General features: G+C 69.2%; 16 protein-coding genes. 10 read left to right on the forward strand and 6 right to left on the reverse strand.

Translation table 11 applies throughout. The annotated features are described in order from the left end of the window. Window positions 1-138: 138 nt before the first annotated feature. On the forward strand, window positions 139-1575 hold the full coding sequence (locus ACQEVG_RS29640; protein ID WP_432989391.1) for a S1 family peptidase: 1437 nt from the start codon (window positions 139-141) through the stop codon (window positions 1573-1575). Between the two features lie 102 nt (window positions 1576-1677). Here the strand turns inward: ACQEVG_RS29640 and ACQEVG_RS29645 are convergent, their stop codons facing one another. Next, window positions 1678-2175: a MarR family winged helix-turn-helix transcriptional regulator gene (locus ACQEVG_RS29645; RefSeq protein WP_432989393.1), complete on the reverse strand. Its 498-nt coding sequence runs from the start codon at window positions 2173-2175 to the stop codon at window positions 1678-1680. Between the two features lie 97 nt (window positions 2176-2272). Between ACQEVG_RS29645 and ACQEVG_RS29650 the strand changes: the two genes are divergently transcribed. Continuing rightward, window positions 2273-2686 (forward strand): organic hydroperoxide resistance protein, encoded by a 414-nt coding sequence (locus ACQEVG_RS29650; RefSeq protein ID WP_404722778.1) that lies wholly within the window; start codon window positions 2273-2275, stop codon window positions 2684-2686. Window positions 2687-2751: 65 nt separating this feature from the next. On the opposite strand, the gene ACQEVG_RS29655 is transcribed toward ACQEVG_RS29650, so the two are convergent. From ACQEVG_RS29655 to zapE, 4 genes are all read right to left on the reverse strand, one after another. Continuing rightward, window positions 2752-3666, reverse strand: coding sequence for a PPK2 family polyphosphate kinase (locus ACQEVG_RS29655; protein ID WP_432989395.1), 915 nt, complete (start codon window positions 3664-3666; stop codon window positions 2752-2754). 153 nt (window positions 3667-3819) lie between these two features. Continuing rightward, window positions 3820-5196: a PhoX family protein gene (locus tag ACQEVG_RS29660; protein ID WP_432989397.1), complete on the reverse strand. Its 1377-nt coding sequence runs from the start codon at window positions 5194-5196 to the stop codon at window positions 3820-3822. Window positions 5197-5349: 153 nt separating this feature from the next. Beyond that, window positions 5350-5775, reverse strand: coding sequence for an OsmC family protein (locus ACQEVG_RS29665; protein ID WP_142213114.1), 426 nt, complete (start codon window positions 5773-5775; stop codon window positions 5350-5352). 35 nt (window positions 5776-5810) lie between these two features. After that, window positions 5811-6920 (reverse strand): cell division protein ZapE, encoded by a 1110-nt coding sequence (gene zapE / locus ACQEVG_RS29670; protein ID WP_432989400.1) that lies wholly within the window; start codon window positions 6918-6920, stop codon window positions 5811-5813. On the opposite strand from zapE, the gene ACQEVG_RS29675 reads away from it, so the two are divergent. The 8 genes from ACQEVG_RS29675 (at window position 6919) to ACQEVG_RS29710 (ending at window position 13998) form a co-directional block, all read left to right on the forward strand. Then, window positions 6919-7680 (forward strand): pyrimidine reductase family protein, encoded by a 762-nt coding sequence (locus tag ACQEVG_RS29675; protein ID WP_432989402.1) that lies wholly within the window; start codon window positions 6919-6921, stop codon window positions 7678-7680. The genes zapE and ACQEVG_RS29675 overlap by 2 nt on opposite strands. 107 nt (window positions 7681-7787) lie before the next feature. After that, window positions 7788-8255 (forward strand): indole-3-glycerol phosphate synthase, encoded by a 468-nt coding sequence (locus ACQEVG_RS29680; protein ID WP_360869178.1) that lies wholly within the window; start codon window positions 7788-7790, stop codon window positions 8253-8255. Window positions 8256-8313: 58 nt separating this feature from the next. Beyond that, window positions 8314-9708 (forward strand): UDP-N-acetylmuramate--L-alanine ligase, encoded by a 1395-nt coding sequence (gene murC, locus ACQEVG_RS29685; RefSeq protein ID WP_432989404.1) that lies wholly within the window; start codon window positions 8314-8316, stop codon window positions 9706-9708. Between the two features lie 23 nt (window positions 9709-9731). Then, window positions 9732-10139 carry a peptide-methionine (R)-S-oxide reductase MsrB gene (msrB, locus tag ACQEVG_RS29690; RefSeq protein ID WP_432989406.1) on the forward strand — a complete coding sequence of 136 codons (408 nt, stop codon included), beginning with the start codon at window positions 9732-9734 and terminating at the stop codon, window positions 10137-10139. 272 nt (window positions 10140-10411) lie between these two features. Further along, entirely contained in the window at window positions 10412-11359 is a 948-nt protein-coding gene (locus ACQEVG_RS29695; protein WP_432993006.1) for a branched-chain amino acid ABC transporter permease, read from the forward strand. 10 nt (window positions 11360-11369) lie between these two features. After that, window positions 11370-12362: a branched-chain amino acid ABC transporter permease gene (locus ACQEVG_RS29700; RefSeq protein WP_432989408.1), complete on the forward strand. Its 993-nt coding sequence runs from the start codon at window positions 11370-11372 to the stop codon at window positions 12360-12362. 10 nt (window positions 12363-12372) lie between these two features. Further along, the gene (locus ACQEVG_RS29705) at window positions 12373-13245 is read left to right on the forward strand and encodes an ABC transporter ATP-binding protein (protein WP_432989410.1); all 873 of its coding nucleotides are present in this window, start codon (window positions 12373-12375) and stop codon (window positions 13243-13245) included. 12 nt (window positions 13246-13257) lie between these two features. Then, complete coding sequence (locus ACQEVG_RS29710; RefSeq protein ID WP_432989412.1) at window positions 13258-13998, forward strand: ABC transporter ATP-binding protein; 741 nt, start codon at window positions 13258-13260, stop codon at window positions 13996-13998. A 42-nt stretch (window positions 13999-14040) separates the two neighbouring features. Here ACQEVG_RS29710 and ACQEVG_RS29715 read toward each other — a convergent pair whose 3' ends face one another. Further along, window positions 14041-15300, reverse strand: a complete 1260-nt coding sequence (locus ACQEVG_RS29715) for an ABC transporter substrate-binding protein (protein WP_432989414.1) — start codon at window positions 15298-15300, stop codon at window positions 14041-14043. Window positions 15301-15325: the final 25 nt, after the last annotated feature.

Here is a 15325-nt window from a genome sequence, read left to right on the forward strand (position 1 = left end):
TTGACTTACGGGCCGTCAGAAGATTTTTTCAACACTGTTGATGAGTACAACTCACGCCCCATGCGTATCAAGGGTCGGACGCGTCCACCGGTTTCCGTCGGCAACCGGTCTCCGTACCCCCCTACAGGAGGCGACGAGTTGAGTCACAGGCGAATATCGAAGCGGAAGGCAATTCTCGCGGGAGCGGGAGCGGTGGGCGTCGCCGCCGCGGCCATCCTGCTGCCGAACGCGAACGCTTCGCAGTCCGGATCCGGATCGGGATCCGAAGCACGGTCGGCCCCCGAGAAACTGAGCGCCGCATCGGCGGCAGAACTCATCCAGCAGCTGGGTGAGAAGCTCGGCGAGTCATACGGCGGGGCGTACTACGACGCCGACAAGCAGCAGCTCGTCGTCAACGTCGTGGGCGACGACAACGACGTCGTCGTCCAGGTCAAGAAGGCCGGCGCGGTGGCGCGGAGCGTCGAGAACAGCCTCGGCGAGCTGAAGGCCGCCGCCGGCACCCTGGCCCAGCAGGCCACCATCCCCGGAACGGCGTGGGCCGTCGACCCCAAGACCAACCAGGTCCTCGTCACGGCGGACCGCACGGTCTCCGGCGGCAAGTGGGACAGACTCGAGACGACAGTAAAGTCCCTGGGCGACGGTATGGCCCGGATCAAGAAGTCCGCGGGTGAGTTCAAGCCCTTCCTCGAAGGCGGCGACGCCATCTTTGGCGGTGGCGCCCGCTGCTCGCTCGGCTTCAATGTGACGACTCAGGACGGCAGCCCCGGTTTCCTGACCGCGGGCCACTGCGGGGTCGCGGCGAAGCAGTGGTCGGAGGCCGCGAACGGCGAGCCCATCGGTACGGTGGAGGCGGCGACGTTCCCGGGCGACGGCGACTTCGCACTGGTCAAGTACGACGACCCGGCGACCCAGGCCGCGAGCGCGGTCGATCTGGGCAACGGGCAGACGGTGCAGATCAAACAGGCGGCGGACGCAGCGGTCGGACAGCAGGTCTTGCGGATGGGCAGCACCACCGGTCTGAAGGACGGCTCGGTGACCGGGCTCAATGCCACGGTGAACTACCCGGAGGGCACCGTCACCGGGCTCATCCAGACCGACGTCTGCGCGGAGCCGGGTGACAGCGGCGGCGCGCTCTTCACCCAGGACGGCAGTGCGGTCGGCCTCACCTCGGGCGGCAGTGGTGACTGCACCCAGGGCGGCGAGACGTTCTTCCAGCCCGTGACGACGGCCCTGGAGGCGGTCGGCGCCCAGATCGGCGACGGCGCCGGTCAGGATCAGGGCAACGGCGGTGGTCAGGGCGACGCTGCTGGCGGCGCCGATGACAACGCCGCCGGTGGCGCGGCGGACGACAACGGTGGCGGTGCCGCGGACAACAACGCTGCCGGTGGCGCCAACGACAACGGCGGCGGTGCTGCGGACGACAACGGCGGCGGCGCCGAGGACGAAAACGGTGGCGCGGCGGACGACAACGGTGGCGCGGCCGACGACGGCGCCGGTGCCGACCACAACGGCGGCGCGGCCGACGACGGTCTGGGCCAAGTCAGCCCGGGCAACAGCAGCGGCCAGAGCGGCTGACGCCGACAGCAGCGAGAGGCCCCGGACGTCGGCGGATGTCCGGGGCCTTGGGGTGCACTGGCGTAAGCCCGGCGCACTGCCCGTCCCGGTCGGCCGCGACCGTCAGTCGGCCTCGGTCGCGCAGTTGGGAGTTTCCAGGCCCGCCCCGTCCAGAGTGGCGGTCAGCGCTTCAAGGTCGGCGCGCAGCTCACGGATGCGCTCCAGGGGCATGCCGGTGGCCGCGGCGATCCGGCGCGGCACGCCCAGCGCCTTCTCGCGCAGCTCGGTGCCCGCGGCCGTGGGCCGGGCGGTGACCGAGCGCTCGTCATCGGGGCTGCGCCTGCGCTCCACGTAGCCCGCCGCCTCCAGACGCTTGAGCAGGGGCGACAGGGTGCCCGAGTCCAGCCGCAGATGCTCGCCGATCTGCTTCACGGGCAGCTCGCCGTGCTCCCACAGCACCAGCATCACCAGGTACTGCGGATAGGTGAGGCGCAGATCCTTCAGCACGGTCCGGTAGACGCCGTTGAAGGCGCGGGACGCGGCGTGCAGCGTGAAGCAGACCTGGTGGTCGAGGCGGAGGAAGTCCTCGTCCGGCACGGTCGTCAGCGTCGTCTTCTCCATGGGGCCAGCGTACTCCGCGCGCCATTAAGTTGTGCACAACTGAATTGTGTGCTGTAGTGGTGTCAACGGACCCCACGGACGCAGAGGGATGCAACTCATGGACGCGCTCTACACCGCTGTCGCCACTGCCAACGGTCGCGAAGGCCGCGCTGTCAGCTCCGACGGCCACATCGACCTGCCGCTCGCCCACCCCAAGGCGCTGGGCGGCAATGGGCAGGGCACCAACCCCGAGCAGCTCTTCGCCGCCGGGTACGCCGCCTGCTTCGCCAGCGCGATGGGGGCCATCGGCCGCCAGGAGAAGATCGATGTCAAGGACGCTTCGGTGACCGCCGAGGTCAGCATCGGCAAGGACACCGACGGCGGCTTCGGCCTCTCCGTGATCATGCGGGTCGAGCTGCCCGACCACCTGCAGGGCGAGGCGGGCCGCGACCTGCTGGAGAAGACGCACGCGTACTGCCCCTACTCCAAGGCGACCCGCGGCAACCTGCCGGTCGAGCTCGTCATCGAGTAGTCACTCGTCATCGAGTAGGCAGTGGCGGCTGCCCGGGACGCACTCCCGGGCGGCCGCTTCCTGCTTCACGCCTCCTCCAGCAGCCGCCTGCGGCAGTCCTCCACGTCGAAGCCGGCCTCCGGGTACTGCGGATCCAGCGCCTCCAGGGACTCGAGGAGCAGCTTGCTGACCGCCCAGTTCCGGTACCACTTGCGGTCGGACGGTACGAGATACCAGGGCGCGGCCCGGGTTGAGCAGCGTTCCAGGGCGATGCGGTACGCCTCCTGGTAGTCCGGCCACAGCGCGCGCTCCTCGATGTCACCGGGGCTGAACTTCCAGTGCTTCTCCGGGTTGTCGAGGCGCGCCAGCAGGCGGCGGCGCTGCTGCTGGTAGCTGATGTGCAGGAACACCTTCACGACCGTGGTCCCGTCCTCGACGAGTTCCTCCTCGAAGCGGTTGATCAGGTCGTAGCGGCGGCCGAGCTTGCGGCGCGGGACCAGTTCGCGGACGCGGGCGATCAGTACATCCTCGTAGTGCGAGCGGTCGAAGATGCCGATCTCGCCGGGCCCGGGCAGGGCCCTGGTGATGCGCCAGAGAAAGGGGTGATTCCGCTCCTGGGGGGTGGGGGCCTTGAAGGCCCTGATCCGGCAGCCGGCCGGGTTGAAGAAGCGGACGACATGCTTGACCGTGCCGCCCTTGCCGCTGGTGTCCATGCCCTGGAGTACGAGGAGGAGGCGGCGGCGGTCGCCCGCGGTGCTCGCCGCGTACAGGCGCTCCTGGAGGCCGGCAAGACGTTCACCCATCTGGGTGATCGCGGCCAGGGCGGCGGCCTTGTCGGCGGGGCCCGCCGGGGTGGCGTCGGCGGCGTAGGAGGCGAGGTCGATGTGTTTGCCCCGCGGGACGCGCAGCAGCTTGCGCAGCTGTGCCGGCTGGGCTTCCTTCTTCTTGGTGCTCTTCTTGCTGCCCTTTTTCGCTTCCTTCTTCGCGTCCTTCTTGGCCACCGCGCGCCCCTTCCGGGTCCGTTCCCTTCCTCCGATCGTGCGATGGAACGGTGGCTCCCGCACGCCGCGTGCCGACGATCTTTGAGGCCGTGGGGCGGCTGCCTCACGCGCGTGCCGCGCCGCCCCCGCCCCACGGCCGGACGGGTCGGCCCGTCAGCACCACGGCCCGGTGACCGCGAACGTCGTGCCGGGCGTATAGCAGTTGACGTACATGGTGTTTCCGTCCGGGGAGAAGGTGACGCCCGCGAACTCGCCCCACTCCGGCTCCTGAGGCGTACCAATGTTCTGCGCGCCTCGCGCCATCGGGTAGACCTCACCGCGCTTCGTCAGCCCGAACACATGCTGCGCGCCGTTCCCGTCCTCGCACACCATCAGCCCGCCGCTGGGCGCGAGGCAGATGTTGTCGGGCGACTCCCCGGGCAGCTGGATGTCCGTGTCCGGACCGAAGACGATCACCAGCGTGAGCCGGCGCCGGTGCGGCTCGTACTTCCACACCTGCCCGAAGTGGTCGGCCGCCGAGCCCGCCTTGCTCACGGCGAAGCTGGAGACGAAGTACACCGAGCTCCCGCCCCAGTAGCAGCCCTCCAGCTTCTGCGCGTGCGTGATGCCCTTCGGGCCGAAGTCCTGCAGCCTGATGGGCGTCTGTTTCGCCTGGCTGTCCGGTACGGGCACCCACTCGACGCGGTCGAAGCTCGCGCCGGTCTCCTGGATCGCCGACAGATCGGGCACGCCCGGCACCCGCATCGCCTCCAGGGCGCCGCCCGCGCGCAGCGAACCGGTGCCGCCCAGAGGCTTGTTGGGCAGGAAGCGGTAGAAGAGCCCGAACGGTCGGTCGAAGGCGTCCTCCGTCTCGTACACGATCCCGTGCCTCGGGTCGACGGCGATCGCCTCGTGCTGGAAGCGGCCCATCGCGGTGAGCGGCACGGCTCCGGTACGGCGCGGATCGGCGCCGTCGACCTCGAAGATGAAGCCGTGGTCCTTGGTGTAGCCGTTGGTGCCGGCTCTGTCCTCGGTCTCCTCGCAGGTGAGCCAGGTGCCCCACGGGGTCGGTCCGCCCGCGCAGTTGACGGCCGTGCCGGCTATCGCGACCCGCTCGGACAGGACGTTGTTACGGCCGTCCAGCTCAAGCGCCGTACAGCCGCCCTTGCCCATCGGGTCGTAGGTCAGGCCCTCGACCGTCGGGACGCCGATCTTGGCAGTGACGCGGTTCTCGTGGTTGCGGACGAGGTGCACGCGGCCACGGCTGCCCGCGAAGGCACCCATGCCGTCGTGGTTGCTGGGGACTTGCCCCTCGCCGGAGCGCAGCTGATCGCCCTCGCGGGAGAGGACCCGATAGCGGAAACCTTTCGGCAGATCGAGCAGCCCGGCCGGGTCGGGGACGAGCGGGCCGTACCCGCTGTGGCCGCGGGCGGCAGCGGTGCCCGCGAAGAGTTCGGAGAAGGCGCCGGTGAAGGCGATGCCGGCGCTCAACGCACCGGTGCGGGCGAGGACTTGACGTCGTGTTGCGGACGTTTCAGAACGTGAAGACATGAGGCAACTCCCTGTGGGGTACCTCCCATGCCCGAAGGCCATGGGGGAGGACAGGAGATGTGACCCGCACGTGTGTATCACGCAGATCGGTGACACGTAACCATGCGGGCCACTGCACCTCGTGTTGTGGCCGGGCCGAGCGAGGCCCAGGTGTCAGGCGAGTTCGGCGGTGAGGGTGATTGTGGTACCGGCGAGCGCCTGGCTTACGGGGCAGTTCTTCTTGGCGTCCTCGGCCAGCTCGAGAAAGCGGTCCTTGTCCAGGCCCGGGACCTCGCCGCGCACGGTGATGTGGCTGCCGGTAATGCCCTCGCCCGGCACGAAGGTGACATCGGCCTTGGTGTCCAGGCGGGTCGGCGCGTGGCCGGCCTTGGCCAGGATGTTGGAGAACGCCATCGAGTAGCAGCTGGAGTGGGCGGCCGCGATCAGTTCCTCCGGGCTGGTCTTGCCGCCGGGCTGCTCGGTGCGGGCCGGCCACGAGACGGCGAAGGTGCCGTTGCCGGAGGAGTCGAGGGTGACCTCGCCCGAGCCCTTGAGGAGATCGCCCTCCCAGATGGTGTGGGCGGTACGCGTAGCGGCCATGATGCTTCCCTTCGGTCGGGGTGACGGCCCCAAACCTACTGCGCCACCAGACCCTTTGCGTCCCGGGCCAGCGCGGTGAGCCGGGAGATCGCACGGAAGTACTTCTTCCGGTAGCCGCCGTTCAGCATCTCTTCGCTGAAGAGCCGGTCGAAGGGCTGCCCGGAGGCCAGCACGGGCACCTCCCGGTCGTACAGCCGGTCGGCGAGTACGACGAGCCGCAGCGCGGTCGACTGGTCGGGAATGGGCTGCACATCGGTGAGGCAGACGGCGCGCAGACCGTCGGTGAGCGCCCCGTACCGGCTCGGATGCACCTTCGCCAGATGCTCCAGCACCTGCGGGAAGTCGTCCAGGGACGCGCCGTCGGTGGCGTACGCGGCCTTGGTGACCTGTTCGTCGGAGTACGGGGGTGGGGCCTCGGGCAGCCCTCGGTGGCGGTAGTCCTCGCCGTCGATCCGCAGCGGGCGGAAGTGCGCCGAGAGCCCCTGTATCTCGCGCAGGAAGTCGGCGGCGGCGAACCGGCCCTCGCCCAGCTTGCCGGGCAGCGTGTTGGAGGTGGCCGCCAGCGCGACGCCCGCGTCGACGAGCCTTCCGAGGAGCGTCGATACGAGGACGGTGTCGCCCGGGTCGTCCAGTTCGAATTCGTCGATGCAGAGCAGCCGGTGTCCGCTCAGGGTCTGCACGGTCTGCTGGAAGCCGAGCGCGCCGACCAGATTCGTCAGCTCGACGAACGTGCCGAAGGCCTTCAGGGAGGACTCGGCCGGGGTGGCATGCCAGAGGGAGGCGAGCAGATGCGTCTTGCCGACGCCGTAGCCGCCATCCAGATAGACGCCGCGCGGGGCGGCGGGGGCCGCGGGCTTCTTGGCGAACCACCTGCGCCGGCCGGAGCCGCTCGCGTGCGCCCCGCCGAGGCCCGAGGCGAAGGAACTCAGGACCGTGACCGCCCCGCGCTGGCTGGGCTGGTTCGGGTCGGGCACGTAGGTGTCGAAGCGCACCGAGTCGAAGCGCGGCGGCGGCACCATCTCGGCCACCAGCCGGTCGGCGGGGACATGCGGCTCGCGGGCGCAGAGGGAGAGCGGGGCCGCTTCGGTTATGGCACTGGTCGACACAGTTCCCAACTGTAAGGGCCGTGGAAGACTGCATCGCATGCGACGCCTGCTCCCTGTGACCGACCAGACAGCCGCCGAGGACCGCGAGTGGTCCGTGGACGAGCTGGCAGACGCCTATCTGTATCCGGAGGGCACCGGGCACTGGCTGCGGGCGAACATGGTCGCCACGCTGGACGGGGCCGCCCAGCACGAGGGCCGCTCGCAGGCCATCTCCTCCGAGACGGACATGCGGATCTTCGGTGTACTGCGCGGGCTCGCCGATGTGGTCGTGGTCGGCGCCGAAACGGTCCGGCTGGAGGGCTATCGTCCCGCCCGCGCCCGCGAGGTCTTCGCGGAGCGGCGGGCCGCGGCCGGTCAGGGCCCCGCGCCCGCGATCGCCGTGGTCAGCGCCTCGCTCGACCTCGACTTCTCGCTGCCGCTGTTCGCCGAGCCGCTGGTGCCGACGCTGCTGCTGACCGGGGCCGCGGCACCCCCGGACCGTGTCCGCGCCGCGGAGAAGGCGGGCGTGGAGGTGGTGATCGCCGGGGACGGACCGGGCGTGGAGCCTGCCAGGGCGGTCCGGGCGCTGGCGGAGCGCGGCCTGGTGCGGCTGCTCACCGAGGGCGGGCCGCGGCTGCTGGGCCAGTTCGTGGCGGCCGGGGTGTTGGACGAGCTGTGTCTGACCCTGTCGCCGACGATGACGGCGGGGGACGCACAGCGCATCACCGGCGGCCCCGCGCTGGGTGTTCCGGAGAGGTTTTCACCGGCTTCGGTGCTGGAGGAGGCGGGGTTCCTCTTCACCCGCTACCGTCACATCTGACAATCGGCGGAATTGACCGTTCCGGTTAGCTTCGGCCGGGCACACTTAGTCTCGCAGACCCCCGTGCGGGCACGGGGCAGGATGGTTTCCGCAGAAGGGCTCCTGACGTGTTCACAAGCGTATTGATGATCGAGAAGCCCCTGACGTCCGAAGACGTGGAATTCGTCACCACCCTGCACGGCCGTGAGGCCGTCTCCTTCGTCGTGCTGATGCAGCCCCGCGGGGACCAGGATGTGCTGCTGCGCGCCATTGACGACGTGGCACTCGGCGAACTGAAGGAGGCCGTACGCGAGGGCGAGGAACCGGAGGGCGTGGCGGCGAAGGCCCCCGCCGAGCGCGCACTGGACCACTCCGTCGCCGCCCTGCGAGCCGCGGGCTCCGAGGCCGTGGGCCGGATCGTCGAGGACCATCCGCTGGACATGCTCAAGTCCGTGGTGGACGAGGTGGGCGCCGACGAGGTGATCGTGCTGACCGCGCCGCACTACGTGGAGGAGTTCTTCCACCGGGACTGGGCCTCCAGAGCCCGCCACAAGGTCGGCGTACCGGTGCTCAAGCTCTTCGCGCACAGCGAATAGGCTGAAGCCTCGCACGTACTCGCAGCGCACCACTCGTACCTCTTGGGGAGACACACGCATGGCACCCGCCGTCCCTAGCGCCATGGAACGCCCGCACTTCATCGGCATCGGGGGCGCCGGGATGTCGGGCATCGCGAAGATCCTCGCGCAGCGTGGTGCGCAGGTCGCGGGCAGCGACGCGAAGGAGTCGGCGACGGCGGGGGCGCTGCGGGAGCTGGGCGCCACCGTCCACATCGGGCACGCGACCGAGCACCTGGCCTCCGACGCCAGCTGCGTCGTCGTCTCCAGCGCCATCCGCGCCGACAACCCGGAGCTGGCGCGCGCCGCCGAGCTGTCCGTCCCGGTCGTGCACCGCTCCGACGCGCTCGCCTCCCTGATGACCGGCCTGCGCTCGATCGCCGTCGCAGGCACACACGGCAAGACGACCACCACCTCCATGCTGGCCGTGGCCCTGACCGAGCTGGGCCTCGACCCCTCGTACGCGATCGGCGGCGACCTGGCGGGGCCCGGGACGAACGCCCGCCACGGCGAGGGCGAGATCTTTGTCGCCGAGGCCGACGAGAGCGACCGCAGCTTCCAGAAGTACGACCCCGAGGTCGCGATCGTCCTCAATGTCGAGCTCGACCACCACGCCAACTACGCCTCGATGGACGAGATCTACGACTCCTTCGAGACCTTCGTCGGCAAGGTCGTCCCCGGCGGCACGCTGGTCATCTCCGCGGACCAGCCGGGCGCAGTGGAGCTGACGCAGCGCGTCCGTGACCTCTCCACGCTGAAGGTCGTCACCTACGGCGAGTCAGCGACGGCGGACGTCCGCGTCCACAAGATCACCCCGCGGGGCCTGACCAGCGAGGTCACGGTCCTGCTGGACAACCGCTTCCTGACCTTCACCGTCTCGGTCCCCGGCAGCCACTACGCCCACAACGCCGTGGCCGCCCTCGTCGCCGGAGTCGCCCTGGGCATCCCGGCGCACAACCTCGCCTCGGCCATCGGCAAGTACACCGGCGTCAAGCGCCGCCTCCAGCTCAAGGGCGAGGCCGCGGGCGTCCAGGTCATCGACTCGTACGCCCACCACCCCACCGAGATGACCGCCGACCTGGAGGCGATGCGCGGCGCGGCGACGGACTCCCGGCTGCTGGTCGTCTTCCAGCCCCACCTCTTCTCCCGCACCCAGGAACTGGGCACGGAGATGGGCCAGGCCCTCGCGCTGGCCGACGCGTCGGTGGTCCTCGACATCTACCCGGCCCGCGAGGACCCGATCCCGGGCATCACCAGCGCCCTGATCATCGACGCCGCCCGGGCCGCGGGAGCGGACGTGACGCCCGTCCACGACAAGGCGACCGTCCCCGACGTGATCGCGGGAATGGCGAAGCCCGGTGATCTGGTTCTCACCATGGGCGCGGGCGATGTCACGGACCTCGGTCCGGAGATCCTGGCCCGCCTGTCGAACTGAGGCGAACCGAGGGAGCCGTTCTCATGTCGTACGACGTCGAAAAGCCGGACGAGCAGTGGCGCGCGGAGCTGTCGCCCGCGGAGTACGAGGTGCTGCGGCAGGCCGGCACGGAGCCCGCGTTCGTCGGTGAGTACACGGACACCAAGACGGCGGGCGTCTACTCCTGCCGCGCCTGCGGCGCCGAGCTCTTCCGCTCCGACACAAAGTTCGAGTCGCACTGCGGCTGGCCGTCCTTCTACGACCCGAAGGACACGGACGCGGTCGAACTGATCGAGGACCGCACGCACGGGATGGTCCGCACGGAGGTTCGGTGCGCGCGGTGCGGGTCCCACCTGGGGCATGTCTTCGAGGGGGAGGGCTACCCGACGCCGACCGATCAGCGGTACTGCATCAACTCGATCTCGCTGCGGCTGGCGGAGGACGAGGGCTGACGGGCTGACGGGGGCGGGGTCCCTGCCCCCGTATCCGTCCGAAGGCACACTCCCGGCCAGGGCCGAACCACACCTCCGGTCCCAGGCCCTCCGCTCGCAGGCGCGGGTCCCCGGCACCACCAGGCCCGCCGATTCACGCGGTGAGCGGGGGTGCTTCACGAGCCAAAAATCAATGCTGCCCTTACACTGAGTGACAAAGCGTGGTCTGAGAGACCGGACATTCCGTGCGTTATCAGCGGCTTTTGGTAACAGTGCTCACCCTGTTCCTTGTGATGCTGCCCGCGGTCAACGCGTCGGCGCAGGGTGATGAGGTCCCGCGCGGCCCGACGTTCGGTGCGCGCTTCCTGCAGGCTCTGATCGACGGTATCCAGTTCGGCGTCATCATCGCGATCTGCGCGGTCGGGCTCTCCCTGATCTTCGGCACCGTCCATCTGATCAACTTCGCGCACGGCGAGCTCGTCACGATCGGCGCCACTTTCGCCTTCTTCCTCAATGTCTCCGCGGCCGGTCCGAAGTGGCACCTGATCCCCGCCACCCTCGCCGCGGTCGTTTTCGGGGCCCTGCTGGGCGGGGCCATCGAGCGGGGCGTCATGAGGCCGCTGCGGGCCCGGGGCACCGGGCTGATCAACCTGTTCATCGTCACCATCGGACTGTCGCTGCTGCTGCGGCACGTCGTACTCGTCCTCTACGGAGCGCGGCCCGGCTCCTACGCCCAGTACGACGTCCAGCAGGCGTACGACCTCGGTCCCGTCGGCATCACCCCGCGGGATCTCACCGTCACCCTGCTCTCGGTGGCGGTGCTGCTCGCCGTCGCCGCGATGCTGCAGAAGACGCGCATCGGCACCGCCATCCGTGCCGTCTCCGTCAACCGGGACCTCGCAGAGGCCTCGGGCATCGACGTACAGCGCGTGGTGCTCGTGGTCTGGATGCTCGGCGGTGGTCTCGCAGCCCTCGGCGGAGTCTTCTTCGGGCTGGAAGAGACCGTCACCTGGGACATGGGCTTCAAACTGCTGCTGCTCATGTTCGCCGGGATCATCCTCGGTGGGCTGGGCTCGGCGTACGGAGCCATGGTGGGCAGCCTGGTCATCGGCATCGTCGCCCAGATGTCCACCCTGTGGTTCCCGATCGACCTGCAGTACGCCTGGGCGCTGCTGACGCTCATCATCGTGCTGCTCATCCGTCCGCAGGGGATCCTCGGACAGCGGGAACGGGTCGGGTGAGGGGTGCGCCATGGACTTCTCGGTCATCTTCTCCGACGCCATCCGGTCCGGCATCGGGCCCATCGCCGCCATCTACGCGCTCGCGGCGATCGGGCTCAACCTGCACTTCGGCTACACCGGACTGCTGAACTTCGGACAGGTCGGCTTCATGCTCGTCGGCGGGTACGGGCTCGCGATCACCGTGGCGACCTGGGGCGGCCCCATGTGGCTCGGCATCCTGGTCGGGCTGGCCTCCGCCGTCGTGCTGGCCCTGCTGCTCGGCCTGCCCACCCTGAGGCTGCGTGCCGACTATCTCGCCATCACCACGATCGCCGCCGGGGAGACACTGCGGCTGTTCTACCGGTCCAGTTGGGCCGAGCCGACCACCGGCGGTGTGTTCGGCCTGCAGCGGTTCGCCAACGACTTCTACGACTTGAACCCGATCCCGCCTGGCAGCTACGGCTTCTGGCTGGTGAAGTTCAACACCCGGGACCTGTGGGTGCTGATCGTCGTATGGGGCCTGGTGGTGGTTGTCGCGGCGCTGCTCGCCCTGCTGATCCACAGCCCGTGGGGCAGGATCATCCGGTCCATCCGCGAGGACGAGGACGCCGTACGCAGCCTCGGCAAGAATGTCTACGCGTACAAGATGCAGAGCCTGATCATCGGCGGCGTGATCGGTGCGGCGGCCGGCATGATGCAGACGATCCAGGTGCAGTCGGCGAGTGCGGACAGTTTCGATCCCGTCGTCACCTTCTTCCTCTACACCATCCTGGTGCTGGGCGGAGCCGGGCGGATCATGGGCCCGATCGTCGGTTCGGTCCTGTTCTGGTTCGTACTGTCCTTCCTGGACAGCGGGCTGCGGCAGGCCATCGACGCGGGCTACATCTCGGCCGACGTGATCAGCCCGGCGGAGGTCGGCGCGGTGCGCTTCGCCCTGGTCGGGCTCGCCCTGATCCTGCTGGTCGCATTCAGACCGCAGGGCATTCTCGGCAGCAAGAAGGAGATGTTGCTCAGTGCCCGCTGACTCTGCCCCCATGCCCCGGAAGCCGCCGCCGCCCCCCGCGGTTCCCACGGCGGTCGGCGGCCCGCTCGCCGGGCTCCGGCCCGAGCCGGGGGTGCGCAAGCCCGACCCGCTGCTCGTCATGGACGAGGTGACCCGCACCTTCGGCGGCCTCGCCGCGGTACGGGTCGACCATCTCGAGGTGCAGCGGGGCACCATCACCTCGCTCATCGGGCCCAACGGCGCGGGAAAGACGACGCTGTTCAACGTGATCAGCGGGTTCGACCGGGCCAGCGGAGGCCGCTGGTCGTTCGACGGACAGCCGCTCGCCGGCCGCCCGGCACACCAGGTGGCACGCAGGGGTCTGGTCCGTACGTTCCAGCTGACCCGGACGCTCGCCCGGCTCACCGTGCTGGAGAACATGCTGCTCGCCGAGACCGGGCAGCGCGGCGAGCGGTTGGTGCCGGCACTGCTGCGGCCGATGTGGCGAGGGCAGGAGCGCGAGATCGTGGGCAGGGCCGACGAGCTGCTCGAACGGTTCAGGCTCGCGCGTCTGCGCGACGACTACGCAGGCACGCTCTCCGGCGGGCAGCGCAAACTCCTGGAACTGGCGCGTGCGCTGATGGCCCGGCCGGTCATGGTCCTGCTCGACGAGCCGATGGCCGGCGTGAACCCCGCCCTGACCCAGTCGTTGCTCGGACACATCACCCAGCTGCGGGACGAGGGGCTGACCGTGTGCTTCGTCGAGCACGACATGGACGTGGTGATGGGCATCAGTGACTGGGTGGCCGTGATGGCCGACGGCCGCCTGGTCGCCGAGGGACCGCCCTACACGATCGGCAGGAACACCGCCGTCGTGGACGCCTATCTGGGCAAGCGGCACGACGAACCGGGGGCAACCGGGTAGGAGGAGTGGCCGATGACCGCGAACGAGGAAGGCCCGGTGTTGGTGGCCGACGAAATCGTCGCCGGGTACCTGGCCGGAGTCGATGTGCTGCGCGGGTGCAATATCGAGGTGCGGCCCGGCGAGATGGTCGGCGTGATCGGGCCCAACGGCGCCGGCAAGTCGACACTGATCAAGACGGTTTTCGGCCTGCTGCGGGTACGCACCGGGACGGTGCGGCTGCACGGTGAGAACGTCACCAACCGGCCCGCGCACGAGCTGGTCCACCGGGGCGTGGGGTACGTACCACAGCTGCAGAACGTCTTCCCCACGCTGACCGTCGAGGAGAACCTGCAGATGGGCAGCTATCTGCGGCCCAAGGCCTACGCCCGCCGGACCGCGGTGGTGGAGGAACTCTTCCCGCTGCTGGCCGACCGCCGGAAACAGAAGGCCGGCTCGATGTCCGGCGGCGAGCGGCAGATGCTCGCAATGGCGCGCGCACTGATGATGGATCCGGAGCTGCTGCTGCTGGACGAGCCGTCGGCCGGCCTGTCCCCGATCCATCAGGACCATGTGTTCGACCGGGTCAAGGAGATCAACGGCGCGGGCGTCGCCGTGCTGATGGTCGAGCAGAACGCCCGCAGGTGCCTGCAGATCTGCGACCGTGGCTACGTGCTCGACCAGGGCCGCAACGCGTACACCGGCACGGGCATGGGTCTGCTGCACGACGAGAAGGTGATCGAGCTCTACCTCGGCACCCTCGCCCGCGTCCGCTGAGCATCCTCCTTGGAGGTTGGAGGGCTTTGTTGGTGCTCGGGGTCACTGCTCGCCCTTGCTCACCTCGGTGCGCAGAGTCTGCAGCTGGCCCTTGTTGTTGTAGGTGTACACCTCGATCGTCGCCTGACCGGGTTCGCCGGCGTCGGTGAAGTCGAGCGGACCGCTCACGCCGTCGTAGTCGATGTCTTCGCCGGCTGCGATCAGCTTCTTGCACGCGGCGAAACTGTTGCACTTCTCGCCGTCCTTGGTGACGCCGACCATCTCCTTCGCAAACTTGCCGGGGTCGTCGGACTTCGCCTGCTCGGCTGCGAGCGCGATGGTCGTCACGCAGTCGAAGACCTGCGGTGCGAACTGCAGCTCCTTCAGACTCGGTGCAAACTTCTTCAGCTCCGTCACGAACTGCTTGTTGGCCGCCGATGCCGGTGCTGTGCCCTTCATCCCGGCGAGCCTGGCGGGATTCTTCGGGAAGACCAGTGAGGGCAGCTCCTCGCTGCGCAGTCCGTCGGCTCCGTACACGCCGATCTGATCGGGCCCGAGACCTGCCTCGATGAGACCCTGCAGGATCTGCGCGCCCTCCTCGAAGGCGATCACCACGGTGGCATCCGGCTTGGAGTCCTTCACCTTCTGCACGACCTGGTCGTAGTTCGTCGCCTTCGGGTCGTAGGTCTCGGAGACCGTCACGGTCGCGCCGCCGTCCTCGAGTGCCTTCTTGGTGGCGTCGAGCAGTCCCTTGCCGTAGTCGTCGGCACGTGCCATCAGAGCCACCCGCTTATGGCCGTCCCCGAGGACGGTCTTCGCCAGGATCGGCCCCTGCAGCGCGTCGCTCGGCGCGGTACGGAAGTAGAACCCGCCGTCGTCGTAGTCGGTGAACGTGGGTGCGGTGTTCGACCCCGAACACTGGACCACGCCGGCGCCGGTCACCCGGTCGATGAACGCCAGTGACATGCCGGAGGCCGCCGCGCCGATGATCGCGTCCACGCCGGAGGCGAGGACCCGGTCGGCGGATTGTGCGGCAACTGCTTCCTGCCCGGCCTCGTCGCCCGAGACCACGGCCGGTATCGGCTTCCCGAGCACTCCGCCACCGGCGTTGATCGCTGTGATAGCGAACTTCATTGACTGGATCTGCGGTGGGCCGAGGAAGGCCAGCGGTCCCGTCTCCGGCAGGACGTAGCCGAACTTGAGCTGACCGTCCTCGTCCTTCTCGGGGGCAGCCGCCCCGGAACTGCCACTCGTGCCGCAGGCCGTCAGCAGGAGCACGGCCGCGCTGGTGAAGATCGCGGACCGCCGTATCGACGTCTTCATGTCCGCCTCCTCTCGTTAGAGGCTG

Origin of the sequence: Streptomyces sp. CA-135486 (assembly GCF_050936555.1) — a bacterium.
Taxonomy (GTDB): Bacteria; Actinomycetota; Actinomycetes; order Streptomycetales; family Streptomycetaceae; genus Streptomyces.